The following is a 26,000-nucleotide window of genomic DNA, read 5'->3' on the forward strand; positions in this document are numbered from 1 at the left end:
CCCCATCATTCAATTGGTTTCCAATGCCAAAGCGGCACACCAGGCCTCGCCGCGCGAGCCCTGGGATAAAATGGTCAGCGAACGTCCGCTGTCTTGCGGGCTAATGGTAATGGTCAGGTCAGGCTTTGGCAAAAAGCCTGCACCTTTATCGGGCCATTCGATCAGGCACAGGGCGTCGTCTTCGAAATAGTCGCGGATGCCGAGAAACTCCAGTTCCTCCGGATCGACCAGACGATACAGGTCGAAGTGAAACGCGCGAACGTCACCGATCTCGTAGGGCTCGACCAGGGTGAAGGTCGGACTTTTCACCGCCCCCACGTGCCCCAGACCGCGAATGATGCCCCGCGACAGCGTGGTTTTGCCCATCCCGAGATTGCCTTCGAGAAAGATCAGGCCATGGCCCTGGGTGATACGGGCGATGCGTGCGCCAAAGTCGCTCATGGCCTGTTCATCGGCCAGGTACAGGGTTACTTCAGACACGGTGCATGCTCCTCCAACAACTGACGAATGGCTGGAATCAGATCACTGGCCGCCAGCCCACGGCCGAATTTACCTTGTTGCAGACCGGCGTTGGCGTGCAGCCAGACTGCCAGACTCGCGGCGTCAAAACCGTCCATGCCCTGGGCCAGCAGTGCGCCGATCAGGCCCGCCAGCACATCGCCGAGCCCGGCAGTGGCCATCGCCGGATGGCCTTGATGACACAGCGCCAGACGACCATCGGGATGAGCGATCAGACTGCCCGCGCCTTTGAGCACCACCACCGCTGTATATTTTTTGCTCAACGCCAGCGTGGCCGCCGGACGATCAGCCTGCACTTCGGCGGTACTGATCCCCAATAAACGCGCCGCTTCCCCCGGATGCGGCGTGATCACGCAATCCCTGGGCAAACTGACAAAATCCGAGGCCAGCAGGTTCAGCGCATCCGCGTCCCATACTTGAGGCAGCGCTGCATTGGCAGCGGCCGACAACAGCGCTCGCCCCCAACTGGCCTGCCCAAGCCCCGGCCCGACCACCAGCACGGACACCTTGTCCAGCAGCCCCATCAGTTGATTGGCCGAAGAAGTGCCCAGCGCCATGGCTTCCGGTACCCGGCTCAGCGCCGCCGGCACATGTTCCGGGCGAGTCGCGACCGAGACCATCCCGGCACCACTGCGCAACGCGCTTTCGGTGCTCAGCAGGATCGCCCCGCCAAAGCCGTGATCGCCGCCGATCAGCAGCACATGGCCGAAACGCCCCTTGTGGGCAGCCGGCGCACGGGCAGCCGGACGCGGCAGGTTAATCGCGTTGAGCCGTTGAGCGACGGCAGAAATGTCACTGAAATTTTCGGCCGTGACCTGCAGGTCGTTAAACAGCAGTTCGCCGACATGATCCACCGCCTCGCCCGTGAACAGCCCGAGTTTCAGCCCGATAAAAGTCACGGTGAGGTCGGCGTGCACCGCTTCACCCAGCGCATGGCCGGTGTCGGCGCATAATCCGGAAGGGATATCGACCGCCACCACTGGCAGCCCGCTGGCATTGATCGACGCAATCGCAGCGGCATAAGGCTCACGCACCTCGCCGCTCAGGCCGGTGCCCAGCAACGCGTCAACGACGATGCCGCGCAACTCACAGGACAGATCCCATGGGGCAATCGATACACCCTCGGCCACAGCTTCGGCGTGCGCCACAGCGGCATCGCCCTTCAAACGCTGCGGCTCACCGACAGCCAGCACCTGAACCTGCCAACCCGCCCGATGGGCCAGCGCCGCCACCAGATAACCATCGCCGGCGTTGTTGCCGTGTCCGGCCAGCACCATCATTTCATTCGCGGCCGGCCATTGGCGCACCAGCGCGCGCCACGTGGCATGGGCGGCACGCTGCATCAATTCGAAGCCCGGCGTGCCGGCGGCGATCAGCCGTGCATCGAGTTCGCGCACTTGCGCGGCACGGTACAGCACGTCGGGTAATTGATCTTTAGTGTGCGGCATGCGTCTTCGGGCTCCGATGTCTGGCAGAATTATACGCACCTCAGCTCCGGTTTCTCTCGCCTCATGTCCGCCATCACCACCGATCTTCCCGCCCTCGCCCAATCCATCAAGGACTGGGGCCGCGAGTTGGGCTTCCAGCAAGTCGGCATCAGCGGTCTGGACCTGGCCGAGCATGAGCAGCACCTGCAACGCTGGCTCGAGGCCGGCTACCACGGCGAAATGGAGTACATGGGCGCCCATGGCAGCAAACGCTCGCACCCTGAAGAACTGGTGCCGGGCACCCTGCGTTTGGTGTCGCTGCGCATGGACTACCTGCCGGGCGACACACAAATGGCGCAATTGCTGGGCAAACCGGAAAAAGCCTACATCTCGCGTTACGCCTTGGGCCGCGATTATCACAAGTTGATCCGTAAACGCGTTCAACAACTGGCGGACAGGATTCAGTCCGAAATCGGCCCGTTCGGTTTCCGAGCCTTCGTCGACAGCGCCCCGGTGCTGGAAAAAGCCATCGCCGAGCAGGCCGGGCTGGGCTGGATCGGCAAAAACACTCTGGTGCTCAATCGCAAGGCCGGCAGTTATTTCTTTCTCGCTGAACTGTTCGTCGATCTGCCGTTGCCGGTGGATGAACCGCATAGCACCGAACATTGCGGCCGATGCACCGCATGCCTCGACATCTGCCCGACCAACGCTTTCGTAGGCCCGTACGTGCTGGACGCGCGACGCTGCATTTCCTACCTGACCATCGAACTGAAGAACGCCATCCCCGAAGATCTGCGACCGCTGATCGGTAACCGTGTGTTCGGCTGCGACGATTGCCAGATCTGCTGCCCGTGGAACCGCTTCGCCCGCCCGTCCGGCGAAAGCGATTTCAAGCCACGGCACAATCTGGACAACGCAGAACTGGCCGAACTGTTTATGTGGGATGAAGACAAATTCCTCAGCAGCACCGAGGGTTCGCCGCTGCGTCGGGCCGGTTACGAGCGCTGGCTGCGCAATCTGGCGGTGGGGCTGGGTAATGCGCCATCGAGCATTCCAGTGCTGGAAGCGCTCAAGGCACGGCGCGAATACCCGTCAGAGCTGGTGCGAGAACATGTGGAATGGGCTTTGAAACAGCACGCCGACCGTCAAGGCGCGTCGTTATAGACGAACTTCGGCATTTCCCAATGGAAGCGAATCGCCAACAGCCGCAGTAGAAAGCCACCGAACAACGTGATCAGAATCGCCTGCTCGCTCGGCACGTTGAGGAACAGACAGAGCATGTAGCACCACGCTGCAGCGAACGAGACACTCGCATAAAGTTCGCGGCGGAAGATCAGCGGGATGTCGTTGCAGAAGATATCGCGCAGGATGCCGCCGAACACACCCGTGATCACACCGCTGACCGAAGCCACCAGCATGCCGTGGCCCATTTCCAGGGCGGTCATGCAGCCGATCAGGGTGAATGCCACCAGACCGACCGCGTCGAGCACCAGAAACAGCGAGCGCAGGTGACGCATCCAGCGTGCGGTAAACACGGTGATCATCGCCGCAATCGTGGTCAGTACCAGATATTCCGGATGTTTGACCCAGGTCAGCGGGTAGTGCCCGAGCAACACGTCGCGCACCGAACCGCCACCCAACGCGGTGACGCAGGCAATCAGCACCACGCCGAACCAGTCCATGCCGCGACGGCCCGCAGACAGGGCGCCGGTCATGGCTTCGGCAGTAATGGCGACGAGATAGAGCATCAGCAACATGGTGGCGATCCTGGCAGGAAGGCGCGCAGTCTACTCACTTCACCGAGGCACCAAAAGAGGGCACCCCGGCGTAGGTGCCGATCTCAGAACTTGATGAAATGCTTACGGTAATGCTGCAGCTCGGCAATGGATTCGCGGATGTCGTCCAGCGCCAGGTGAGTGCTGCCTTTCTTGAAGCTGTCACGCACGTCCGGCGCCCAGCGCGCGGCCAATTCCTTGAGCGTGGACACGTCGAGGTTGCGGTAGTGGAAGTAGCTTTCCAGCGACTTCATGTGGGTATAAAGGAAGCGACGATCCTGGCAGATGCTGTTGCCACAGATCGGCGACTTGCCCTTCGGCACCCACTTTTCCAGGAAGGCGATGGTTTCGGCTTCAGCCTCGGCCATGCTCACGCGGCTTTCACGCACGCGCTGGGTCAGGCCGGAGTTGCCGTGAGTGCGGGTGTTCCACTCATCCATGCGAGCGAGGACTTCGTCGCTGTGGTGGATGGCGATCACCGGGCCTTCGGCCAGGGTGTTCAGGTCACTGTCGGTAACGATGGTGGCCATTTCGATGATCACGTCGTTTTCCGGATCGAGACCGGTCATTTCCAGGTCGATCCAGATCAGATTCTGCGGGTTTTGCATATTTCGGCTCCTGAGCAATGCTGCGCAGTTTAGCCTAGGCAGCCTGCCGGGCGTGCTAAACTCGCGGCCGTTTTACCTAATCGCTGCATTCTTCAGACGGAACACCCATGGCCAAACGCCAACTCAATCGTCGTCAAAACTGGCGCATCGAAAAGATTCAGGGCGAGCGCGCCGCCCGCGCCGCCAAACGCGAGTCCTCGGCTGTCGAGGCGCTCGAAGGCGGCGACCTCGGCCCGGAACAGCACGGCCTGGTGATCGCCCACTTCGGTGTGCAGGTCGAGGTCGAGGCCGTTGACGGTGAGCTGGCCGGCCAGGTCTTCCGCTGCCACCTGCGGGCCAACCTGCCGGCGCTGGTGACGGGCGACCGGGTCGTATGGCGCGCCGGCAACCAGGGCATCGGCGTGATCGTCGCGCAACTGCCGCGCACCACCGAGCTGTGCCGTCCGGACAGCCGTGGCCAGCTCAAGCCGGTGGCCGCCAACGTCGACATGATCGTCATCGTCTTCGCCCCGCTGCCCGAACCCCATGCCAACCTGATCGACCGTTATCTGGTCGCCGCCGAACACGCCGGCATCCGCCCGCTACTGCTGCTGAACAAATTCGACCTGATCGACGAGCAGAACGCCCCGGCGCTGAATGCCCTGCTGGCGGTCTACCGCACGCTGGGTTATCCGGTGCTGGAAGTCTCGGCGCACCACGGCAACGGTATGGAGCAATTGCAAAAGCAGCTCGACGGACGCATCAGCGTGTTCGTCGGCCAGTCCGGTGTCGGCAAGTCGTCGCTGGTCAACAGTCTGCTGCCGGAAGTCGAAACCCGCGTCGGCCCGCTGTCCGAGCTGTCCGGCCAGGGCACGCACACCACAACCACCGCGCGCCTGTTCCACTTCCCCGGTGGCGGTGAGCTGATCGACTCCCCGGGCATCCGCGAATTCGGCCTCGGCCACGTCAGCCGCGCCGACGTCGAAGCCGGTTTCATCGAGTTCAACGACCTGCTCGGCACCTGCCGCTTCCGCGACTGCAAGCACGATCGCGAACCGGGATGCGCACTGCTCAAGGCGCTGGAAGACGGCCGCGTGCAGCAGCAGCGAATGAACAGCTACCGCTCGATCATCGCCAGCCTGCCGGAAAACGGTTACTAGACTTTCAAGTAACCAGACACAAAAAAGCCGCGATCATCTCGCGGCTTTTTTGTGGGTCACTGTTTCGGCGCGGGGGCCGGTGCAGGCGCCGGTGCTGGTGCCGCTGCGCCCGGCTCGGTCGGTTTCGGCAGCGGGTCGTCGAACAGGTTCAGCCGTTCGCGCAACTCGTGGGCCGGTACCGGTTGCTGATCCGCCGGCAAGGCGTTCGGGTCGACCGGGGTGGCCGGCGCGGCGCCGTTCTGGCCTTGATCTGCCGGTTTCGACGGGTCGGCACCTTGCGCACCTTCGATGGCTGCCTGGGCTTTCTTGGTCAGTACCACGATGTCGATGCGGCGGTTGACCGGGTTGAACGGGTTCTCCTTGTCGAACAGTGCCGACGAGGCGTAACCCACCACACGCGCCACTTGCGAGTCCGGATAACTGCCCGCCACCAGCGCACGCCGGGCGGCGTTGGCACGGTTGGCCGAAAGCTCCCAGTTGCCGAAGTCGCCATTGCCTACATAAGGCTTGGCATCGGTGTGGCCGCTGATACTGATCTTGTTCGGCACCGCTTTGATCGTGTCGGCCATGGCCAGCAGGATGTCTTCGAAGTACGGCTTCAGCCGTGCGGAACCTGAGTCGAACATCGGCCGGTTCTCGGCGTCCATGATCTGGATGCGCAAGCCGTTCGGCGTGATCTCGAAGAGGATCTGGTCCTTGAACTTCTGCAGTTGCGGGTTCTCGTCGACCTTGTTCTGCAGTTCTTGCAGCAGCAGTTCCAGGCGTTCCTTCTCGACCTGTTCGGCCATGCCTTCAACCTGTTCGGTGTCGACCGTGACCTTGTCCGGTTGCGGTTGCGACTTCACTTCAGGGTTGAGGGTGTTTTCCGGCGCCAGGGTCGGCGTACCGCCCAGGTCGATGATGTACGGCGTGCCGCTCTCGGAGAAACCGACCGGGTCCTTGAAGTAACCGGCGATGGCGATCTTCTGTTCCGGGGTCGCGGTGGACAGCAGCCACAACACCAGGAAGAACGCCATCATCGCCGTCGCGAAGTCGGCGAAGGCGATCTTCCACGCCCCGCCGTGATGCCCGCCGGCGATGCGCTTGACGCGCTTGATGATTATCGGCTGGTTATTTTCCATGACTTAGCGACCGCGAACGGCTTGTTCCAGCTCGGCAAAGCTTGGACGGTGAGCCGGGTACAGAACCTTGCGACCGAACTCGACAGCCAGCGATGGCGGCATGCCGGAAGCCGAAGCCACCAGCGAGGCCTTGATGGCTTCGTAAACGTTCAGCTCTTCCTTGGCATCGTGGGCCAGGGAGTGCGCCAGCGGGCCGAAGAAACCGTACGCCGCGAGAATACCGAAGAAGGTACCCACGAGTGCCGCACCTACGTGCAGACCGATGGATTTCTGATCGCCTTCACCCAGGGAGGCCATGGTCACCACGATACCCAGTACCGCCGCAACGATACCGAAACCCGGCATGGCGTCGGCAATGCCGTTCACCGCGTGGGACGGATGCTCGAGGTCTTCCTTCAGGCTGTACAGTTCCATGTCGAACAGGCCTTCCAGCTCGTGGGGAGCCATGTTGCCGGACGACATGATGCGCAGGTAGTCGCAGATGAACGCGGTCATGCGCTCGTCTTTCAGTACCGCCGGGTACTTGGCGAAGATCGGGCTCGCGGCGGCATCTTCGATGTCGCCCTCGATGGCCATCATGCCTTCGCGGCGGCTCTTGTTGAGGATCTCGTAGATCAGGCCCAGCACTTCCAGATAGAACGTGTGGCTGAAACGCGAACTGAACATGCTCAGGGATTTCTTGAGCACGTGCATCGTCATGTAGCCGGGGTTGGCCTGGAGGAATGCACCGAGTGCAGCACCACCGATGATCATCACCTCGAAGGGCTGGATCAGGGCGGCAATCTTGCCGTGGGAGAGCACGTATCCGCCGAGCACGCTCGCGAATACGACGATGATGCCGATAATTTTAGCCATAGGTAGAAAGGTACTTGTTTAAGTCGGGTTCAAGGTCATATTCGGAAGTTAAAAAATCTCTTCTTCTACTTATCGGCAAAACTGCGCCAGACTATAGCCAGTTCAGGCGAAAAGCCAATTTAGCCCATGCCGGGCGCGTCTACAGTCAGTGAAGATCTCGTCCAGACATGGCTAATGAAACGAACGTCCCACACGTGAAACCGACCACACTCGATGGTTGGGTGAAGCTGCTCGACAGCGTTCGCCTGCCGGTGCCGCAAGACGCCCATGACCGGGTCTGCCGGGCGATTCGCGATGACCGCAGCTCGTTGCGCGACATCGCCGACCTGATGCAGGACAGCCCGGCGCTGGCCCTGAGCATCATCCGCGAAGCCAACCGCCACACCCACGGCAACATGAGCGCGCCGGCGGAAAACCTCGAAGTGGCGATCAATCGCCTCGGCCTTGGCCGTACCGAAGAACTGCTGGCTCGCCTGCCCGCCGAACCTGCCGCGCAAATTCCCCAAGCCTTGCGCCAATTGCAGATGATCAGCCAGCACGCCACGCAACAGGCCAACGGTTTTTTCGCCAGTCGCCTGGCGCGACTGTGGCAGGACATTCATTGGGGCAGCCTGTTGTTTCTGTCGCCGCTGTGGCCATTGGCGCTGACCTTTCCCAAATTGCTTGAAGAGTGGGAAGTACGGGTTATCCACAAGGGCGAATCAGCGCGAGTCGTGGAAAAGCAGCTGTTCGGTGTGCGCCTGCTGAAAATCGGCGAAGCGCTGGTCGAAGCTTGGCGTCTGCCGGTCTGGGTGCAGCAAGGTTATCGGCTGCTGCTGACCGAGCAGCGCGAACTGGTCAAAGTCCTGCGCATTGCCCGCGACGTCGATCATCCGCTGCGCCAGCAAAATCGCCTCGACGACGACCCGACCCTGCGTCGCTGGCTCAATCAACCGGCCAATACCGTACTGCTGGCCAACGGTCTGGCACTCTCGGCGCAACAGGCCTGGGACAGTCCGCACAGTGAGCGCTGGCAGTACCTGACCAGCCTCTACCTGCAAATCTCGATGGACGAGGTACAACAACAGTTGCACCAGCAGGCCGCCGTCAGCGCTCGTCATCATTTCATGCCCGACCTCTGGCACCCGGCGGTTTCGCTGCTGTGGCCGTGGGGCACCCGTCGCCTGCCCGCCGGAATGCTGCCGGCTGCGGCGCCGTCCGCTGACGACCTGAGCCAGTGGCGCCGGCAATGCGCCGAGCTGCTGGCCGTGCCAAGCCGCTTCACCAACGCCATGAGCCTGACCGTCGCCGCCCGCGATGCGCTGGTCGCCAGTGGCATGCGCCGGGTGATGATCCTGATGGCCGACCGCAGCCACGCCAATCTGCGCGTCCATCAAACCTCGGGGTTGCCGAAGGAAGCCGCTGCGCTGAATTTCGTCGTCAGCCAGAGTTCGGTGCTGCAACGCTTGCTCACGCAGCAGGCGCAAGTGCGGATCACCCCGGACAACAACGCCCAGTTTTCCGCCCTGCTGCCGCCCTCGCTGCGCGCGCTGTTTCGTGGCGAACACCTGTTCCTGCGCTCGCTGGTGAACAACGGCCGGGTGATCATGATCGTGGTCGCCGACCAGGGTGGCGGGCCGTTCGCCGACATCACTGTGCAGGCTTTCGGCAAAACCGCGCAGTGCATCGAGAAAGCCCTGCACAGTTTTAGCCAGCGCGGCCAATGACAGCTACAATCCTTCCCCTTTGTGCTCTGGAGACCTCACATGTCTGATTTCTCTGGCCTGGCCCTGGTGATCGAGCCGAGCGACCTGCTGCCGCGCCTCGAATCCCGCGATCTGATTCTGGTGGATCTGACCAGTGCCGCCCGCTACGCCGAGGGACACATTCCCGGCGCACGTTTTGTTGATCCGAAACGCACCCAGCTGGGTCAGGCGCCGGCTCCGGGCCTGTTGCCGAGCAAAGAAAAACTCGAAGAACTGTTCGGTGAGCTGGGTCATCGCAAAGATGCGGTCTACGTGGTCTATGACGACGAAGGCGGCGGCTGGGCCGGGCGCTTCATCTGGCTGCTCGACGTGATCGGCCACGACAAGTATCACTACCTCGACGGCGGACTGCCGGCGTGGCTGGCGGAAGGTTCGCCGATGTCGATCCAGATTCCTCCGGCGGCGGGTGGCCCGGTTGCCCTGACCCTGCACGAGGAACCGACCGCCACCCGCGAATACCTGCAAAGCCGTCTCGGCGCCGCCGACCTGGCAATCTGGGACGCTCGCGGGCCGCTGGAGTATTCCGGCGAGAAGGTCCTGGCAGCCAAGGGCGGGCACATCCCCGGCGCGGTCAATTTCGAATGGACGGCGGGCATGGATCAGGCGCGCCAGTTGCGCATCCGCACCGACATGCCGCAGATCCTGGAAAGCCTCGGGATCACCAAAGACAAAGAAATCATTACCCACTGCCAGACCCATCACCGGTCCGGTTTCACTTATCTGGTGGCCAAGGCCCTCGGTTATCCGCGGGTCAAGGGCTACGCCGGTTCCTGGGGCGAATGGGGCAACCACCCCGACACCCCCGTCGAGCTTTAAGGATTTTTAAGGACAGTCATGAAAGAGCGTTTGTTTATCATCAGCCAGTACCTGCTGCCTCATCACCTGCTGTCGCGCCTGGCCGGCTGCGTCGCAGAGTGCCGCGTGCGCTGGTTCAAGAATGCCTTCACCACCTGGTTCGCCAAGCGTTATCAAGTGGACATGTCGCAGGCACTGGTTGAAGACGTCACCGCTTACGAGCACTTCAACGCCTTCTTCACCCGTGCCCTGAAAGACGGCGCACGTCCGCTGGACCAGACCCCGGGCGCGATCCTCAGCCCGGCCGACGGTGCGATCAGCCAGCTCGGCCCGATCGAACACGGCCGCATCTTCCAGGCCAAGGGCCACAGCTTCAGCGTGCTGGAACTGCTGGGCGGCGATGCGGCGAATGCGGCGCCGTTCATGGGCGGTGAATTCGCGACTGTTTACCTGTCGCCGAAGGACTACCACCGCGTGCACATGCCGCTGGCCGGCACCCTGCGCGAAATGGTCTACATTCCGGGCCGGATCTTCTCGGTCAACCAGACCACCGCGGAAAACGTTCCGGAACTGTTCGCCCGTAACGAGCGCGTAGCGTGCATCTTCGACACCGAGCGCGGGCCAATGGCCGTGGTGCTGGTGGGCGCGATGATCGTGGCATCGATCGAAACCGTGTGGGCCGGTCTGGTCACGCCGCCGAAGCGCGAACTGAAAACCTTCCGTTACGACGAAGCCGCCCGTGCGCCGATCCATCTGGAAAAAGGTGCGGAACTGGGGCGCTTCAAACTGGGTTCGACCGCGATCGTGCTGTTCGGGCCGGATCAGGTGAAGTGGGTTGAAGAACTGAAGGCCGGCTCGCCGGTACAGATGGGTCAGGCCTTGGCAATGTCGAACGCCTGAACCGGTTGATCCGCCCTTTCGCACGTCTGCGAAGGGGCGGATTCGACCTGGGTGGCGCCGTTACTCTATCTGCCCACGGAAGCCGATCGGCCCTTCGTTGGCGTAGGTATTGGTGCCACTGAGGTTTTTCCCGCCGTCACTCGACGTGACGCTCAACGCGATAACGTTCTGGTTATCCCGCCCGCCGATCACCCACTTGCCACCTGGATGCCAGGGGGCATCGTTGCCACCCCACTGATTCTCGACGTTGTACTGGTTCTGGCCAGTGCGCTGAGCCTTGAAGCCAATAGGGCCTTCACCGGCGTAGGTCATGGTGCCGGTAAAGGTTTTGCCACCGTCGCCGGACTTGATCTCGATCGCGACGACGTTCTGGTTGTCCCGCGCGCCCAGCACCCAGGTTCCACCCGGATGCCAAGGTGCCGAACTACCGCCCCATTGATTTGCCACTGCGTATTTAGACATGAACCTCATCTCCTTGAAGTTTCGGGAGACCTGCCCCGACGTTGACGGCAGGCCGTGCAACCGTGCGTTTCCGATCGCACGTCTGAGAGACTAGTAGCGCCTGCGGGAATGGCACCAGGCCAGTAGACCAACGGTAAAAAACCCTGACAAACACCTGCGAAACAGACCACAACTGCTAGAGTTTTGGGCATTGCCCTATTCGCCGCCGGAGCTTGTCACGGCATGAGTGAGCCACGATCCCGACCACCACTGAGCGCCCCGACGCCCACGCAGTTGCGCCTGTCCTTCTGTGAAGCCACCCCGCGCGACCTCAAACGCTGGATCGCCGACCTGCCCAAGGCCAACATCGGCGAAACCGCGCGCCTGCTGTATCAAGGCCTCAACGAACTCAATCAACTGCTGACCCCCAGCGACAACCGCTTGCATTTGCTTGAGCTGTTGCGGCCTGAGGTGTATTTCGTCTGCCAGCACCTGGAACGGCATTTTCTGCATCAGGCGATCATGCTCGATGAGCGCTCACGCAAGATCAGCAATCTGTGCCAGGCCCTGCAAAGTCAGCTGGCCATCGGTTACAAACACATCATTCTGCGGATCGCGCCCAAGTACTCCCGGGATCGCGCAGCCCTGGTGAGCGAAGCGTTGCAGCGGGCGGCCCACGCGCTGAAAGGGCAACTGGTTCGCGCCACGCAGTTGTACAGCCCGGCGCCGGAACAGCTGTGGTTCGAACTGCATCAATTGTTTCGCTGCGCCTGCGAGCTGCAACTTCAGCATCGCCGGGTACGCGACGACCTCGCCAGTCTGACCGGCGAGTTGAGTGTCGAACAGACCTACCTCGCGGCCCTGTTGCTGGGCAGTGCCCGCTGCAATCAGTTGCGACAGAATCAGATCGCGCGCCTGGCCCAAGTAATGGAACCGTGGAGCGCGTGGCTGAAACTGCAGCCCGCCAATCCGGGCGCGGGCTTGTTCGCGGTCTCGGCAGACATCGACGCCGGCCCGCGTTACCGCTCGCAGTTTCGCAGCGAGCAACAGGCAGGGTTGCTCGGTTTTGATCCGCAACCGCTGGTGAATGCCATCGAGGCGCACCTTCAGCATCAGGACACAACGACGCCGCTGCCCGTGCCGGCCGGCCTGACCCTCGACACCCTGCAACACCTGCACGCGGCCTGGGGCGAAACCGCCGAGCGCAGCTTTCAGCGCACCGTCGGCCAGGGCAACCTGACCGTGTGCGTCGGCATGAGCGCCCTGCACTTCTACCTCGGCGGCGAACGCACTTTCAGCGAATTGCTCAAGCACCCCGGCGCCCGTGCGGCGAATTTCAGCCGCGCGGTGGTTCAGGGGGAAAAGGACAGCTGGAGCCAGGCGTTCGATGCCGCGCCACAGGGTACGTCCGAGGAATTGCTGCCCTACGAGGAAATCCGCTACGAACCGCTGGCCGACGACGAAAGCGGCACCGACAGCCCGCCGCATTATCCGACCTATGCCTTGCCCGTCATCAACCACAGCCCCGGCGGTTATTGCCTGGCCTGGCCAAAAGAAGTACCTGCCGAATTGCAGGCCGGGGAAATGGTCGGGATTCAGGACAGCCTCAATCAGGGCTGGAGCATTGCCGTGGTGCGCTGGATCCGCCAGGTGCGCGGCGCCGGTACGCAAATGGGCATCGAACTGGTGGCGCCCCACGCTCAGCCCTGCGGCTTGCAGCTGGTGCGCACCCGGGATGATCACAGCCATTACCTGCGAGGGTTGTTATTGCCGGAAATCAGTGCGATCGACTTGCCGGCGACGTTACTGGCGCCACGGCTGCCGTTTCAGGAAGGCAATAAAGTGCTGATCAATACCCAGGGTGAAGAGCATCGCGCCGGGCTGGACCGGCGGGTGGCAAGCACTCACAGTTTCAATCAGTTTGCCTATCGCTCGCTGGAGGCCGCGCAGAATGGCGGGAGCGAGGAGGATTTCGACTCGTTGTGGAAATCCCTTTGAGTGGAATCGGATAATCCTGGGCGCCCCTTTCGCGAGCAAGCCCGCTCCCACATTTGAAATGCATTCCACTGTGGGAGCGGGCTTGCTCGTGAAGGGGCCAGCTCAGGCGACAGAGCTTTCAGAGCTGTCCGTCGCGATCGCGGAAGCCCAGCAGGTACAGCACGCCATCCAACCCCAGGGTCGAGATCGCCTGCTTCGCCGACTGCTTGACCAGCGGCTTGGCGCGGAACGCCACGCCCAGACCGGCAATCGCCAGCATCGGCAGGTCGTTGGCGCCGTCGCCCACGGCGATGGTCTGCTCCAGACGCAAACCTTCTTTTTCAGCCAGCTGCTTCAGCAGATCGGCCTTGCGCTGGGCATCGACGATCGGCTCGATTGCCACGCCGGTGCACTTGCCGTCGACCACTTCCAGTTCGTTGGCGAACACGTAGTCGATACCGAGTTTGGCCTGCAATTGCTTGGCGAAGTAGGTGAAGCCGCCCGACAGAATCGCGGTCTTGTAGCCCAGGCGCTTGAGTTCGGCAAACAGGGTTTCGGCGCCCTCGGTCAGGCGCAGCGAGGCGCCGATCGAATCGAGCACACTGACATCCAGGCCCTTGAGCAGTGCCAGACGCTCTTTGAAGCTGGCGCGAAAATCCAGCTCGCCGGCCATTGCCCGCTCGGTGATTTGCGAAACCTGGTCGCCGACGCCGGCGGCTTTGGCCAGTTCGTCGATGACTTCGGCTTCGATCAGGGTCGAGTCCATGTCGAACACCGCCAGACGACGGTTGCGACGGAACAGCGAATCTTCCTGGAAGGCGATGTCGACGTTCAGCTCCTGAGCCACGCTGAGGAACTCGGCGCGCAGGGCCTGCGGATCGGCCGCTTCGCCTCGTACGGAGAACTCGATGCAGCCCTTGCCCTTGTCAGCCGGGGTGTCCAGCGGCATGCGACCCGACAGACGGTCGATATGGTCGATGTTCAGGCCGTATTTGGCGGTGATCGAGCTCACAGCCTGCAACTGGCCGGCGGTGACCTTGCGGGTCAGCAGGGTAACGATGTGGCGCTTCTTGCCCTGATTGCCCACCCATTGCTGGTAATCCTCTTCGGACACCGGGGTGAAACGCACCTGCTGGTCGAGCTCATAACCCTTGAACAGGATGTCCTTGAGCACCGACTTGCCTTGCTCGGAGTCGGGAATTTCCACGAGGATGCCGAACGACAGCATGTCGTGGATCACCGCCTGACCGATGTCGAGGATATTCACACCACCCTGGGCCAGAACACCGGTAATGGCCGCCGTCAGACCCGGACGGTCGACTCCCGTGATGTTAATCAGGACGATTTCGCGCAACGCGCACCCCCGCAACTGGAAAAAAAACGCATTCTACCCACTTTCAGTGACCATCGGGCACCGCCAGCGCTTTGCCGGTCTAGGGCCTGTCGCTATACTGCGCGTCAACTTCACGGACAAAAGAGCCGAGCTCAGTGAACCGGCCCACGCCAGTTAAAACCGATAACTTCTTTCTGCTGATCTTCCGTGCACTGCGCCACCGCCGTGTACCGATTGCATTGCGCATTGCCAGCCATAACGTGATCCTGGTCGCCCTGGCCCTGGTGATCTATGCCTGCGTGATGGGCCTGCAGTTCAAGCAGGCCATGCACGAGCAGGCCGATGCGCTGGGCGAAAGCCTGACTACGCAGACCGCCACCTCTGCCACCGAACTGCTGGTGTCCAACGACATCCTCAGCCTCAACGTGCTGCTCAACAACCTGACCAAGAACAAACTGGTGGCCCACGCCGCCATCTACAGTGTGGACAACCGCATCCTCGCCGAGTCCGGTCAGCGGCCCAAGCACGGCCTGCTGGGCGAAGCCGAGGGCATGTACGAGAGCAAGATCACCTTCCAGGACGTGACCGCCGGACAACTGCGCATCAGCCTGGACATGGATCAGTTCCAGCAGCCGATGACCATCAGCCTGCAAAGCATGGGCATCCTGAGTGCAATCCTGCTGGCACTGTCCCTGGCCCTGAGCCTGCGTCTGGGCCGGCACATCTCCACGCCGCTGCTGCAATTGCGCGTGTGGCTGCGCCGGATCGACGAATACACGCCGGGTATCGAGCGTCAGGACGAGATCGGCGATCTTGCCCGCCAGTTGCACGCCAACTACGCCCCGGAGCCGGCCGAACCGGAGCCGGAACCGGAACCCGAGTTCGAGGACGACGAGCCGGAATTCGAAGTGCGCAACCTGCGTGATCCGAGTTTCGACGAAAGCCGCCCGATGGCTGCGCAGAAGCCTGCGCCACGCCATGTGGTCAGCACCGTTGAAGACGACGATGACGAAGACCCGTTCGCCGATCTGCGTGACGAATCGCTGAGCGATACCGCGCAACCGGCCGTGCGCCGACCGACCCCGAGCGTGCCGCAACACACGGCGGTGCTGGCGGTGCAATTGGGCTCGCAGGAACAACTGCGCCGCTTGCCGCGGGCACGACTGGAAGAGTTGCAGGATCGCTATCGCGACTGTCTGGAGCAGGCTGCTTCGTTGTACCAGGGCGAAATCGAAACCCTGAACGACGGCAGCACCCTGATGCTGTTCCACACTGAAGACAGCGGCGACGATTACCTGACCAACGCCATCTGCTGCGGCGAGCTGCTGCGGGCGCTGGGCCACCAGTTGCAGATCGAAGTCGCCGACAGCGGCATCACCCTGCAATTGCAGTTGGGCTTGACGCTGGGTGACGAACTGTTCGGCCTGAGCCAGATCGACCTGTTGCTGACCGATTCCGCCCAGGACGCCCTGGCCCTGTCGCAACACAGCCGCAACCTGCTGCTGGTGGAGCGCAAGATCGGTGACGACGCGCTGATTCGCCAGCGCGCACGAATCCGGCCGATTGCCAGCCCTGAGGGGGCTTGCTGCGTGGAGCGGTTGATGGAGCCTTATCCGTCGATGCTTGAGCGGCAACTGGCGCGGATGCATGAGCGCCGGGCCTGAGGCCTTGCCCTTGATGCGAAGAAGCCCGCAGATGAGTGATTGTCTGCGGGCTTTTTTGTGCGTGGCGTTTTCGTGATTGCGCCAGGCTTTGGAGCCCCCTCACCCTAGCCCTCTCCCAGAGGTAGAGGGGACTGATAGGAGAATATTGGGTATCTACACCGACCTGAACGTGCCGTGCCGAATCCACAATCGTAAGACCGCACTGCGCCAAATCCATAATCGCCAAGATCTTTCAGGTCGATGGATAACGCCAGACACCTCGGTCGGCCCCCTCTCCCTCCGGGAGAGGGCGGGGGTGAGGGGCCTTTGACTTTTCACAGCTCTAGACACAACAAAGCCCGCACAAGGCGGGCTCTGTTCTGACTCGTTCCAGCCTTAGAAGCGAAACACTTCCATATCCGTACGAATCGGCGAAGCCATCGGTATCTTCGGCTGTTTCTCGGCTTCCGCCGCCGGCGCTGCCGGTTTCGGTGCCGACTTGCGTGGCGCCTCGGCGACCGGTGGCTGATTGGCCAACGGTTTGAGCGCTACCGACAGTTGCTCGGCCAGACGCTGCAACAACACGCCCTGCGCCTGCACCTGCGCGGCGGTGGTACCGGCATGTTGCTCCTGCAGATGGACGATGCGGTTGTCACGCACCTGGCCACGGCGGTCGATCAGGCGCCATTGCGCGTCCAGAATCGCCGGTTGCTTGGCACCGGAATCCAGACGAGTGATGGTCAACAGCACCTGCACATCCGGGGTGAAGCCCAGGGTCGCTGGCGCCAGCACCACGCGCTGACTGTCCAGATGCCCGGCAACCTGACGCAACAGCAACTGATCGATGTCCGATGAAAGGCTACCGGCCCAGCGACCATCGGTCGAGGCCTGCAGGCTGCCGTCCGGCTGACGCTGCAACAGGGTTTCCCGTTGCAGGTAATCGGCAACGATCACAGGGCCCAGCAAAACTGCCATGCCCGCGCTTTGCGCAGGCTGGGCCGGACTTCCGCTGTCCAGCTGATACAGCGACACCGGCTGGTGAACGCTGCAACCCGCCAGACCAAGAACGCCGGCGAGCAGGAAAATAAGGGGGCGCAGAGAAGTCATCATCCCGTCCAGGTGGCCGCCACAAGGCTGACCACAGTGAAAATACTCAATAAATATGAATAACGCTCGGCCACGCCGGCGCTTGGAAAGGCCATATCATCCGTGAATATGCGTTCCGACTCCAGCGCCAAAGCGCCGATCTACGGGTTAAATCGTAGATCGGAGCGTCTAGGACGCCTAATTGAGGTTTTCGACGAGCAGCGCATCCACTCGCTGGAAGCCACGTGGCAGTTTGTTACCACGGCGACCACGCTCACCTTTGTAGTGCTCGAGGTCATCGGCCTTCAGCGACAAGGTGCGTTTTCCGGCCTGCAGCACCAAGGTGGCGCCTTCCGGAAGAACGGCGATGTCCGTGACATATTCTTCGCGACTGGCCACACGCTCACCGGAAATACCGATGATCTTGTTGCCTTTGCCCTTCCCTAATTGTGGCAGATCGCTGATCTTGAAGATCAGCAGGCGACCCTCGGTCGTCACCGAGGCCAGCCAGTTGTGTTCGCGATCGGCAACCGGACGCGGCGCGATCACCTTGGCGTTGTTCGGCAGGCTCAACAGGGCCTTGCCGGCCTTGTTCTTGGCCTGCAGGTCTTCACCTTTCACCACAAAACCGTAACCGGCGTCGGAGGCGATCACGTACAGCGAGTCCTCCTCAGGCATCAGCACACACTCGAACGTTGCGCCCGGCGGCGGCGTCAGACGGCCGGTCAACGGCTCACCCTGGCCCCGTGCCGATGGCAGGGTGTGGGTGGCCAGCGAGTAACTGCGGCCCGTGGAGTCGATGACCACGGCCGACTGGTTCGAACGCCCCGCCGCCGAAGTCTTGAAGCCGTCGCCGGCCTTGTACGACAGGCCGGTGGCGTCGATATCGTGGCCCTTCGCCGAACGGATCCAGCCTTTTTCCGACAGCACGACGGTGACTTTCTCGTTCGGCAGCAGATCGTGCTCGGTCAGCGCCTTGGCTTCGGCGCGCTCGACGATTGGCGACCGACGGTCATCGCCGTAGGTTTCGGCATCTTTCAACAGTTCGCTGCGCACAAGTTTCTTCAACTTGGCTTCGCTGCCCAGCAGGGCTTGCAGCTTGGCCTGTTCCTTGAGCAGTTCGTCCTGCTCGTCGCGCAGCTTCATCTCTTCCAGTCGCGCCAACTGACGCAGACGGGTGTCGAGGATGTAGTCGGCCTGGATTTCGCTGAGGGCAAAACGCTCGATCAGTTTGGCTTTCGGATGCTCCTCGGTACGGATGATGTGGATCACTTCATCCAGGTTGAGGTAGGCAATCAGCAAACCGTCCAACAGGTGCAGGCGACGCTCGACCTTGTCGAGGCGAAATTGCAAGCGGCGACGCACGGTCAGCACGCGGAATTCCAGCCACTCCACCAGCAACGCACGGAGGTTTTTCAGCTGCGGCTTGCCGTCCAGACCGATGATGTTGACGTTGACCCGGTAGGTCGACTCCAGCTCGGTGCTGGCGAACAGGTGCTGCATCAGCGCTTCGTGATCGACACGGCTGTTGACCGGGATGATCACGATGCGGCACGGGTTTTCGTGGTCGGATTCATCACGCAGGTCGGCGATCTGCGGGGCTTTCGATGGTTTGGCCTGCATCAGCGCGGCGATCTGTTCCAGCACCTTGGCCCCGGAGACCTGGTGCGGCAGCGCGGTGACGATGATGTCGCCGTCCTCGACGTGGTAAACGGCGCGCATGCGCACCGAGCCCTTGCCGGTTTCGTACATTTTCAGCAGGTCGGCGCGCGGGGTGATGATTTCCGCTTCGGTCGGGTAGTCCGGGCCCTGAATGTGTTCGCAGAGCTGTTCGACCGTGGCTTTCGGCTCATCGAGCAGGCGCACGCAGGCGGTGGCGACTTCGCGCAGGTTGTGCGGCGGCACGTCGGTGGCCATGCCCACGGCGATCCCGGTGGTGCCGTTGAGCAGGATGTTCGGCAAACGTGCCGGCAACACCAGCGGTTCCTGCAGGGTGCCGTCGAAGTTCGGGCCCCAGTCTGCGGTGCCCTGCCCCAGCTCGCTGAGCAGCACTTCGGAGTAACGCGACAGCCGCGCCTCGGTGTAACGCATGGCGGCGAAGGACTTCGGATCGTCCGGCGCACCCCAGTTGCCCTGGCCGTCCACCAGCGTGTAGCGATAGCTGAACGGCTGGGCCATCAGCACCATCGCTTCGTAGCACGCCGAGTCGCCGTGCGGGTGGAACTTGCCGAGCACGTCGCCGACGGTACGCGCCGACTTCTTGTGCTTGGAATCGGCGTCCAGCCCCAGCTCGCTCATGGCGTAGACGATACGCCGCTGTACCGGTTTCAGGCCGTCGCCGATATGCGGCAGGGCGCGGTCCATGATTACGTACATGGAGTAGTTGAGGTAGGCATTTTCGGTGAAGTCAGCCAGCGAGCGGCGTTCTACACCGTCCAGGCTGAGATCAAGGGAGTCGCTCATGCGGGCCTCATCGGTTCGTTGTCTGGCGCAGCAGCATGGTGCCACCGCGCTGGGTAAATTCAAGTTTGTTCAGGGCGCTCATGCCGAGCAGCACCTGATCGCCATGCAGGCCGGGCGCCACCAGTGCGCGGACATCCCGCAACACGATGTCGCCCAGTTGCAGGCGGTCGATACGGGTGCGATAGCCCTGGCTGAGGCCATTGGCCGTGCTCAGCGTCACACCGAAACCTTCTTCCAGCCTGAGGTCTTTCGCCACCTCGGCAGGGATTGCCACATCGGTCGCGCCGGTGTCGAGCATGAACTCCACCGGCCGACCGTTGATCAGGCCGCTGGCGACAAAATGTCCCTGGGCGTTGCCGATCAATTTCACTTCGATAAAGCCGTTGCCCTGCTGCGAAGCCACTTCCACATTGGGATTACGCTGGCGTTCTTCCCACTGGCTGAAAAACCGCGTGGCCAGAAACAGCGCCGCGCACCACGCCAGAATCATCAGCACCCGACCGGCGCGCTTGCCCGGCGGTTGCTGGCTCACGGCTTGGCGCTCCAGCCACCCTCAGGCGCGGCGAAACGCCAGATGATCGGGCGAACCTCGCCGTCGGCGCGAGGGCCGAAATTGTTGTCGACGCCGATCCAGGCGCCTTGAGCATCGACCACCAGCGCCTCTTCCAGGCCGAAGTTCTGTGAATAACGCCGATTGGCCTGCAACAGCTCGGCCGCATACGACCAGCAGAGCTCGACCCTGGCCGTCTGCGCATCGCGACGACAGATCTGGTACGCGTTGCGCTCAAGGGTAAACAGCTTGCCGTTGAACAGGGAGATATCGGAAAAATCCCGATTGACCGGACGGGCTTTCGGGAACTGCGGCGGTTGCATTTCCATGCCGCCTTCACTGAGCAGCACGCAGCGACCGTCACAATCCCACACCGTCTGCTGGCGTTTGATCAGCAACAAACCGCGACTTTGCCGCTCGGCAGCCAGCCACATCTGATCGCCCGCCGGGTTGATCGCCAGCCCTTCGAATAACGCGTTGAATTGCAGCAGCATGCCGCTGGCCCGCGCCTCGCGAACCATCATCGGCGAGATTTTCAGCCACGACGACGGCCCCTGCGGCGGCACTTGCAGCACGGCCGCGTGGGCCTCGCTGACGATGTAGCGGTTGCCTGCGCTGTCACAGCTGATGCCTTCGAAATCCAGATCCCCGCCCCGAATGAACGACGCCGCCCAGGTGCGCGAACTGATGCCCCACGGCAAGCCGCTGTCCGGCACTTTCGGCGGATCGATGCGTACGGCCGTAGCCTGCCAGACCCGGTCGCGGATATCGAGACGGTAGATCTGATCATCGTCGCGGTCCGAAACGGTCCACAGGTCATTGCCGCACAAGGCCAGCCCCGACAGGTTGCCGCCGCGCATGCCTTCGACCGGGTGTTCGGCGAGCACGCGCAATTCTTGCACAGGCTCTGCCGACACCGTCATCGAACCCAGCAGCAACGCACCCGCCAAGGCCCAGCCAAACCGCATCAGGCCAGAACCTCGGCGAGGTTGCCCTTGGATTCGAGCCAGGTCTTGCGGTCGCCGGCACGTTTCTTCGCCAGCAGCATGTCCATCATTTCCGAGGTCTGGGCGAAGTCGTCCCCGAGGGTCAACTGCACCAGGCGCCGGGTGTTCGGGTCCATGGTGGTTTCGCGCAGTTGCGGCGGGTTCATTTCACCCAGGCCTTTGAATCGGGTGACCTGCGGCTTGCCGCGCTTCTTCTCAGCCACCAGACGGTCGAGGATCCCGTCGCGCTCGGCTTCGTCGAGGGCGTAGTAGATTTCTTTACCCAGATCGATGCGGTACAGCGGCGGCATTGCCACGTAGACATGACCGGCATCCACCAGTGGGCGGAAATGCTGGACGAACAAGGCGCAGAGCAAGGTTGCGATGTGCAGACCGTCGGAGTCGGCGTCGGCGAGGATGCAGATCTTGCCGTAGCGCAGCTGGCTCATGTCCTCGGCGCCCGGATCGACACCGATGGCCACGGCGATGTTGTGCACTTCCTGGCTGGCCAGCACTTCGCTGCCGTCGACTTCCCAGGTGTTGAGGATCTTGCCGCGCAACGGCAGGATCGCCTGGAATTCCTTGTCTCGCGCCTGCTTGGCCGAACCGCCGGCGGAATCACCTTCCACCAGGAACAGCTCGGAACGCATCGGGTCCTGCCCGGCGCAATCGGCCAGTTTGCCCGGCAATGCCGGGCCCTGGGTGATGCGCTTGCGTTCGACTTTCTTGCTGGCTTTCAGGCGCCGGCCAGCGTTGCTGATCGCCAGTTCCGCCAGGGCCAGACCGGTTTCCGGGTTGGCGTTGAGCCACAGGCTGAACGCATCCTTGACCACGCCGGAGACAAACGCCGCCGCTTCACGGGACGACAGACGTTCCTTGGTCTGACCGGAGAATTGCGGTTCCTGCATCTTCATCGACAGAACGAAAGCGATGCGCTCCCAAACGTCTTCCGGTGCCAGCTTCACGCCGCGCGGCAGCAGGCTGCGGAATTCGCAGAACTCGCGCATCGCGTCGAGCAGACCCTGACGCAGACCGTTGACGTGGGTACCGCCCTGCTCCGTCGGGATCAGGTTGACGTAGCTTTCGGTGACCGAAGTGCCGCCTTCCGGCAGCCAAAGCAGGGCCCACTCGACCGCTTCCTTGGTGCCGGCCAGGTTGCCGCAGAACGGCGCATCCGGCAGACGCTCGAATTCGCTGACCGCATCCACCAGATAGGAGCGCAAGCCATCCTCGTAATGCCACTCGACCTTTTCGCCGGTGCCTTTGTCTTCGAAACTGATCAGCAGCCCTGGGCACAGAACGGCCTTGGCCTTGAGCACATGCTTGAGGCGGCTGATGGAGAATTTCGGCGAGTCGAAGTATTTCGGGTCCGGCGCGAAGTACACGCTGGTCCCGGTATTGCGCTTGCCGACGGTGCCGATCACTTGCAGATCGGTGGCCTTGAAGCCGTCGGCAAAGGTCATTTCATATTCGTTGCCGTCACGCTTGACCCGCACCCGCACCTGGGTCGACAAGGCGTTTACCACGGAAATACCCACCCCGTGCAGACCGCCGGAGAACTGGTAGTTCTTGTTGGAAAACTTGCCGCCCGCATGGAGCTTGGTGAGGATCAGTTCAACGCCCGAAACACCCTCTTCCGGGTGGATGTCAACCGGCATGCCACGGCCGTCGTCGCAGACTTCCAGCGAGTGGTCGGCGTGGAGGATGACCTGGATCGATTTGGCGTGGCCGGCCAGGGCTTCGTCGACACTGTTGTCGATGACTTCCTGGGCGAGGTGGTTCGGCCGACTGGTGTCGGTGTACATGCCGGGGCGCTTGCGCACCGGGTCGAGGCCCGAGAGGACTTCGATGGCGTCGGCGTTATAGGAGCTAGCGCTGGGAGTGGCCATAGGGTCTCGTCGTCAGTGATTCAATGAAAATGGGGCAAGACTTCACAGTGCGGTGAAATCGATTGCCTGATAGGTATCGGCGCCAATCCCGGCAAAGCCGAGCAATGCCGGCAATCGTGTAACAAATCCCTGGAAACTGTGGTCGCCGCCGGCCTGAATGCGCAAGGCACAGGCCCGGTAATACTGCTGGGCAAGGCGATAATCCAGCGTTTCATCCCCGGTCTGCAACCATACCTGATATCGCTGCGGATCCTGCGGCGCCGGCACTTCCAGCTCGGCCAGGGCCGTCACGTGGTCGTGGGTCAGCTCCCAGGTTTCGTCGGTGTACAGGTTTTTCTGGGTGCCCAGGTGTCCGTCGAACATCCGGTGCGGGCTGACGGCCGGGTTGACCAGCAGGGCTTTCAGGCCATGGCGCTCGGCCAGGTGAGTCGCATAGTAGCCGCCGAGCGAGCTTCCCACCAGCAATGGCCGGCCGAGTTCGGCGATTGCCTGTTCCAGCTGACCGATGGCTTCGCGTGGGTGGTGATGCAGCGCCGGCACACGCAGTTGGTCGCTCAAACCCAGCCGCTCCATCACCTCGACCAGCTGACAGGCCTTTTTCGAGGCCGGCGCGCTGTTGAAACCATGGATATAGAGAATCGAACCGGACATTTGAGCTCCCTGGGCGTCGGCTGAAGAAAGCGGAGTTTACAGGGAGTCAGGGGATGTTGGGCCAGCACCCGAGGAAATCAGCGCTGCATCCGTCAATCAGTAACCGTTGGAGCCGTAATCCACCTGAAAATCAAAACCGGTGACACGCTCCACGCCGGTCTCCAGCCGCCCATCCGGCAACAAGCGCAACCAGCGATACCCCGGTGCCTGCTCGCCGACCTTGAAATCTTCACTGCCTGGCTCGAACTGAATGCAGGTCGACGGCGAGGCAATCAGCCTTACGCCGTTGCGTTCGCGGTCGATTTCCTGATGGACATGTCCCCACAGTACGGCGCGGGCCTGCGGGAAACGGTCGAGCACGTCGAAAAACGCTTCCGGATTGCGCAAGCCGATCGGCTCCATCCAGGCGCAACCGATCGACACAGGATGATGGTGAAAGCACACCAGATGATGGCGATCCGGCGCTTCACTCAGGGAGCGGGCGAGCAATTGCAGTTGGTCATCCTGCAAATACCCCGGCACCGATCCGGGCACCGCCGAATCGAGCAGGGTCACACGCCAGTTGCCGACATCCACCACAGACTCCAGCAATGCACTCTTCACCGTCGCCTGCGCCATGATTTGCGGTTCGTCGTGGTTGCCGGGGATCCAGCGGGCGGGGGCATCGAGCTGTGCCGTCATTTGGCGAAACAGCTGATAGGACTCCAGCGTACCGTCCTGGGACAGGTCGCCGCTGGCCACGATCAGGTCGATCCGCGGTTGCTGCTCGAGCACCAGCTCGATGACTTTTTGCAGACTCTCACGGGTGTTCATGCCCAGCAGCGTTCCTTCCGCCTCGGCGAACAGATGGCTGTCAGAGAGTTGCACCAGCAACGCCGTGTCGGCGGTGGTCAAAGTCGATACGCTCGGCAAGGCGTTCTCCCCCGGGATCGCGGGACTGGATAGGTGCGGCAATTATGCGGGGGGACACCACAAAGAGAAACCGGCGAACCGGACGCAGTTCACAACTTGCGCTGGTTATCGGACTGCCGCGTATTCGTGTCCGCACGCCAGACAATGACTCAGCCATTCACCCAGGAACAGATTGAGCTGGGCTTTTTCGTCCGGCTGGTGCATGGCCGCATTCGGGTAAGGATAGACGCCGCGAAAGCGTCGCGCATGCTCGGCACTGATCACCTCGGCCATACGCGCGTCGTGATAGACCTGCACCTCCAGTTGCGGCACCGGCAGCCATGGCAGGCTGTGTTCCTGACGCACCTGCAGAGTCGTGGTGTACGGACAGGCCTGCAGCACTTCCAGAGTCAGCACGCCGAGCATCTGGTCGCCCTGGGTTACCGCGATGCGCCGCGCTTCGGGGTCGCTGCGCATGTCCGGCAAGAGTCGCATCAGGCGCGCGTAGTTCGCCTCGCAGGCGGCTTGCAGCCCTGCGAGGTCGACGCGGTAGCGATCGCGCAACTTGTTTACGACCATAGCCCCCTCACTTCGGCGCGATTGAGCGCCAGCCACTGCAAGGCGATGATGCTCGCCGCATTGGCAATCCGTCCGTCACGTACGGCCTGCAAGGCATCTTCAAAGGCCCAGACCGTGACGCGAATATCTTCGGCTTCTTCCTCCAGCCCATGCAGGCCGCCTGCGCCTTCGGTGCTGCAACGCCCCAGATACAGATGCACAAATTCGTTGCTGCCGCCCGGCGATGGAAAGTATTTGGTCATCGGCCACAGGGCTTTGATGTCCAGCCCAGCTTCCTCCTGCGCCTCGCGGTGAGCAACTTCTTCCGGCTGTTCGTCCTTGTCGATCAGACCGGCGACCAGTTCCACCAGCCACGGGTTGTCCGCCTTGCCCAGAGCCCCGACGCGAAACTGCTCGATCAGCACCACTTCATCGCGCTGCGGATCGTAGGGCAGCATGCACACCGCATCGTGGCGCACGAACACTTCACGATTGATTTCGCGGCTCATGCCACCGGCGAACAGTTCGTGGCGCAAGTGCAGACGGTCGAGCTTGTAGAAGCCCTTGTAGCACTGCTCGCGTCGCACGATATCGACGGCGGTCGGAATGGCTTTGGCAAAATCGGTCATGAGCATCCTCTTTACTGCA

24 protein-coding genes are annotated in these 26,000 nt (G+C 62.2%); 7 read left to right on the forward strand and 17 right to left on the reverse strand.

Annotated elements, in window-relative coordinates; translation table 11 throughout:
* Window positions 1-9 precede the first annotated feature (9 nt).
* Both tsaE and CAF80_RS17440 read right to left on the reverse strand, forming a co-directional pair.
* On the reverse strand, window positions 10-480 hold the full coding sequence (gene tsaE / locus CAF80_RS17435; protein ID WP_007950729.1) for a tRNA (adenosine(37)-N6)-threonylcarbamoyltransferase complex ATPase subunit type 1 TsaE: 471 nt from the start codon (window positions 478-480) through the stop codon (window positions 10-12).
* The gene (locus CAF80_RS17440) at window positions 468-1,967 is read right to left on the reverse strand and encodes an NAD(P)H-hydrate dehydratase (protein ID WP_085667721.1); all 1,500 of its coding nucleotides are present in this window, start codon (window positions 1,965-1,967) and stop codon (window positions 468-470) included. The genes tsaE and CAF80_RS17440 overlap by 13 nt, the downstream gene beginning before the upstream one ends.
* Before the next feature lie 63 nt (window positions 1,968-2,030).
* Between CAF80_RS17440 and queG the strand changes: the two genes are divergently transcribed.
* The gene (queG, locus tag CAF80_RS17445) at window positions 2,031-3,110 is read left to right on the forward strand and encodes a tRNA epoxyqueuosine(34) reductase QueG (protein ID WP_085667720.1); all 1,080 of its coding nucleotides are present in this window, start codon (window positions 2,031-2,033) and stop codon (window positions 3,108-3,110) included.
* Here the strand turns inward: queG and CAF80_RS17450 are convergent.
* Together CAF80_RS17450 and orn are read right to left on the reverse strand one after the other, a co-directional pair.
* Complete coding sequence (locus tag CAF80_RS17450) at window positions 3,092-3,703, reverse strand: trimeric intracellular cation channel family protein (RefSeq protein WP_039766632.1); 612 nt, start codon at window positions 3,701-3,703, stop codon at window positions 3,092-3,094. The genes queG and CAF80_RS17450 overlap by 19 nt on opposite strands.
* Before the next feature lie 83 nt (window positions 3,704-3,786).
* On the reverse strand, window positions 3,787-4,329 hold the full coding sequence (gene orn / locus CAF80_RS17455) for an oligoribonuclease (RefSeq protein WP_065258764.1): 543 nt from the start codon (window positions 4,327-4,329) through the stop codon (window positions 3,787-3,789).
* A 107-nt stretch (window positions 4,330-4,436) separates the two neighbouring features.
* Between orn and rsgA the strand changes: the two genes are divergently transcribed.
* Window positions 4,437-5,468, forward strand: a complete 1,032-nt coding sequence (rsgA, locus tag CAF80_RS17460; protein WP_039766628.1) for a small ribosomal subunit biogenesis GTPase RsgA — start codon at window positions 4,437-4,439, stop codon at window positions 5,466-5,468.
* Between the two features lie 56 nt (window positions 5,469-5,524).
* Here the strand turns inward: rsgA and motB are convergent, their stop codons facing one another.
* Complete coding sequence (gene motB, locus CAF80_RS17465; protein ID WP_039766626.1) at window positions 5,525-6,589, reverse strand: flagellar motor protein MotB; 1,065 nt, start codon at window positions 6,587-6,589, stop codon at window positions 5,525-5,527.
* Between the two features lie 3 nt (window positions 6,590-6,592).
* Window positions 6,593-7,444, reverse strand: a complete 852-nt coding sequence (motA, locus tag CAF80_RS17470) for a flagellar motor stator protein MotA (RefSeq protein WP_007952169.1) — start codon at window positions 7,442-7,444, stop codon at window positions 6,593-6,595.
* A 167-nt stretch (window positions 7,445-7,611) separates the two neighbouring features.
* Between motA and CAF80_RS17475 the strand changes: the two genes are divergently transcribed.
* From CAF80_RS17475 to asd, 3 genes are read left to right on the forward strand one after another with little or no spacing between them, the layout of a single operon-like run.
* Window positions 7,612-9,150 (forward strand): HDOD domain-containing protein, encoded by a 1,539-nt coding sequence (locus tag CAF80_RS17475; protein WP_085667719.1) that lies wholly within the window; start codon window positions 7,612-7,614, stop codon window positions 9,148-9,150.
* A gap of 39 nt (window positions 9,151-9,189) precedes the next feature.
* On the forward strand, window positions 9,190-10,005 hold the full coding sequence (locus CAF80_RS17480) for a rhodanese-like domain-containing protein (protein WP_039766622.1): 816 nt from the start codon (window positions 9,190-9,192) through the stop codon (window positions 10,003-10,005).
* 18 nt (window positions 10,006-10,023) lie between these two features.
* Complete coding sequence (gene asd / locus CAF80_RS17485) at window positions 10,024-10,884, forward strand: archaetidylserine decarboxylase (RefSeq protein WP_074689626.1); 861 nt, start codon at window positions 10,024-10,026, stop codon at window positions 10,882-10,884.
* Window positions 10,885-10,944: 60 nt separating this feature from the next.
* Here asd and CAF80_RS17490 read toward each other — a convergent pair whose 3' ends face one another.
* Entirely contained in the window at window positions 10,945-11,346 is a 402-nt protein-coding gene (locus CAF80_RS17490; protein WP_039766619.1) for a hypothetical protein, read from the reverse strand.
* Between the two features lie 222 nt (window positions 11,347-11,568).
* Here CAF80_RS17490 and CAF80_RS17495 point away from each other — a divergent pair, with 222 nt between their 5' ends.
* Window positions 11,569-13,323 carry a molecular chaperone gene (locus tag CAF80_RS17495; protein WP_085667718.1) on the forward strand — a complete coding sequence of 585 codons (1,755 nt, stop codon included), beginning with the start codon at window positions 11,569-11,571 and terminating at the stop codon, window positions 13,321-13,323.
* Between the two features lie 118 nt (window positions 13,324-13,441).
* On the opposite strand, the gene serB is transcribed toward CAF80_RS17495, so the two are convergent.
* The gene (serB, locus tag CAF80_RS17500) at window positions 13,442-14,656 is read right to left on the reverse strand and encodes a phosphoserine phosphatase SerB (RefSeq protein ID WP_039766615.1); all 1,215 of its coding nucleotides are present in this window, start codon (window positions 14,654-14,656) and stop codon (window positions 13,442-13,444) included.
* 134 nt (window positions 14,657-14,790) lie between these two features.
* On the opposite strand from serB, the gene CAF80_RS17505 reads away from it, so the two are divergent.
* Window positions 14,791-16,299 carry an AhpA/YtjB family protein gene (locus tag CAF80_RS17505; protein ID WP_074689624.1) on the forward strand — a complete coding sequence of 503 codons (1,509 nt, stop codon included), beginning with the start codon at window positions 14,791-14,793 and terminating at the stop codon, window positions 16,297-16,299.
* A gap of 375 nt (window positions 16,300-16,674) precedes the next feature.
* On the opposite strand, the gene CAF80_RS17510 is transcribed toward CAF80_RS17505, so the two are convergent.
* The 9 genes from CAF80_RS17510 to CAF80_RS17550 all read right to left on the reverse strand — a co-directional run bounded on the left by CAF80_RS17510 (window position 16,675) and on the right by CAF80_RS17550 (window position 25,981).
* Window positions 16,675-17,385: a membrane integrity-associated transporter subunit PqiC gene (locus CAF80_RS17510; RefSeq protein WP_039766610.1), complete on the reverse strand. Its 711-nt coding sequence runs from the start codon at window positions 17,383-17,385 to the stop codon at window positions 16,675-16,677.
* Window positions 17,386-17,562: 177 nt separating this feature from the next.
* Window positions 17,563-19,827 (reverse strand): DNA topoisomerase IV subunit A, encoded by a 2,265-nt coding sequence (gene parC, locus CAF80_RS17515; protein WP_039766608.1) that lies wholly within the window; start codon window positions 19,825-19,827, stop codon window positions 17,563-17,565.
* Window positions 19,828-19,834: 7 nt separating this feature from the next.
* Window positions 19,835-20,359, reverse strand: a complete 525-nt coding sequence (locus CAF80_RS17520; protein WP_039766607.1) for a TIGR02281 family clan AA aspartic protease — start codon at window positions 20,357-20,359, stop codon at window positions 19,835-19,837.
* Window positions 20,356-21,345, reverse strand: a complete 990-nt coding sequence (locus tag CAF80_RS17525) for an esterase-like activity of phytase family protein (RefSeq protein WP_039766604.1) — start codon at window positions 21,343-21,345, stop codon at window positions 20,356-20,358. Before CAF80_RS17525 ends, CAF80_RS17520 begins: the two co-directional genes overlap by 4 nt.
* On the reverse strand, window positions 21,345-23,252 hold the full coding sequence (gene parE / locus CAF80_RS17530; RefSeq protein WP_039766602.1) for a DNA topoisomerase IV subunit B: 1,908 nt from the start codon (window positions 23,250-23,252) through the stop codon (window positions 21,345-21,347). The genes CAF80_RS17525 and parE overlap by 1 nt, the downstream gene beginning before the upstream one ends.
* A 42-nt stretch (window positions 23,253-23,294) precedes the next feature.
* Entirely contained in the window at window positions 23,295-23,903 is a 609-nt protein-coding gene (locus CAF80_RS17535; protein ID WP_039766600.1) for a YqiA/YcfP family alpha/beta fold hydrolase, read from the reverse strand.
* 96 nt (window positions 23,904-23,999) lie between these two features.
* Window positions 24,000-24,815 (reverse strand): 3',5'-cyclic-AMP phosphodiesterase, encoded by an 816-nt coding sequence (cpdA, locus tag CAF80_RS17540; RefSeq protein WP_074689623.1) that lies wholly within the window; start codon window positions 24,813-24,815, stop codon window positions 24,000-24,002.
* Between the two features lie 105 nt (window positions 24,816-24,920).
* Entirely contained in the window at window positions 24,921-25,373 is a 453-nt protein-coding gene (locus CAF80_RS17545; protein ID WP_039766596.1) for a DUF1249 domain-containing protein, read from the reverse strand.
* Complete coding sequence (locus CAF80_RS17550; RefSeq protein ID WP_007952223.1) at window positions 25,364-25,981, reverse strand: NUDIX domain-containing protein; 618 nt, start codon at window positions 25,979-25,981, stop codon at window positions 25,364-25,366. Before CAF80_RS17550 ends, CAF80_RS17545 begins: the two co-directional genes overlap by 10 nt.
* Window positions 25,982-26,000: the final 19 nt, after the last annotated feature.

Source organism: Pseudomonas sp. B34(2017) (genome assembly GCF_002112915.1).
In the GTDB taxonomy this organism is placed as follows: domain Bacteria; phylum Pseudomonadota; class Gammaproteobacteria; order Pseudomonadales; family Pseudomonadaceae; genus Aquipseudomonas; species Aquipseudomonas pharyngis.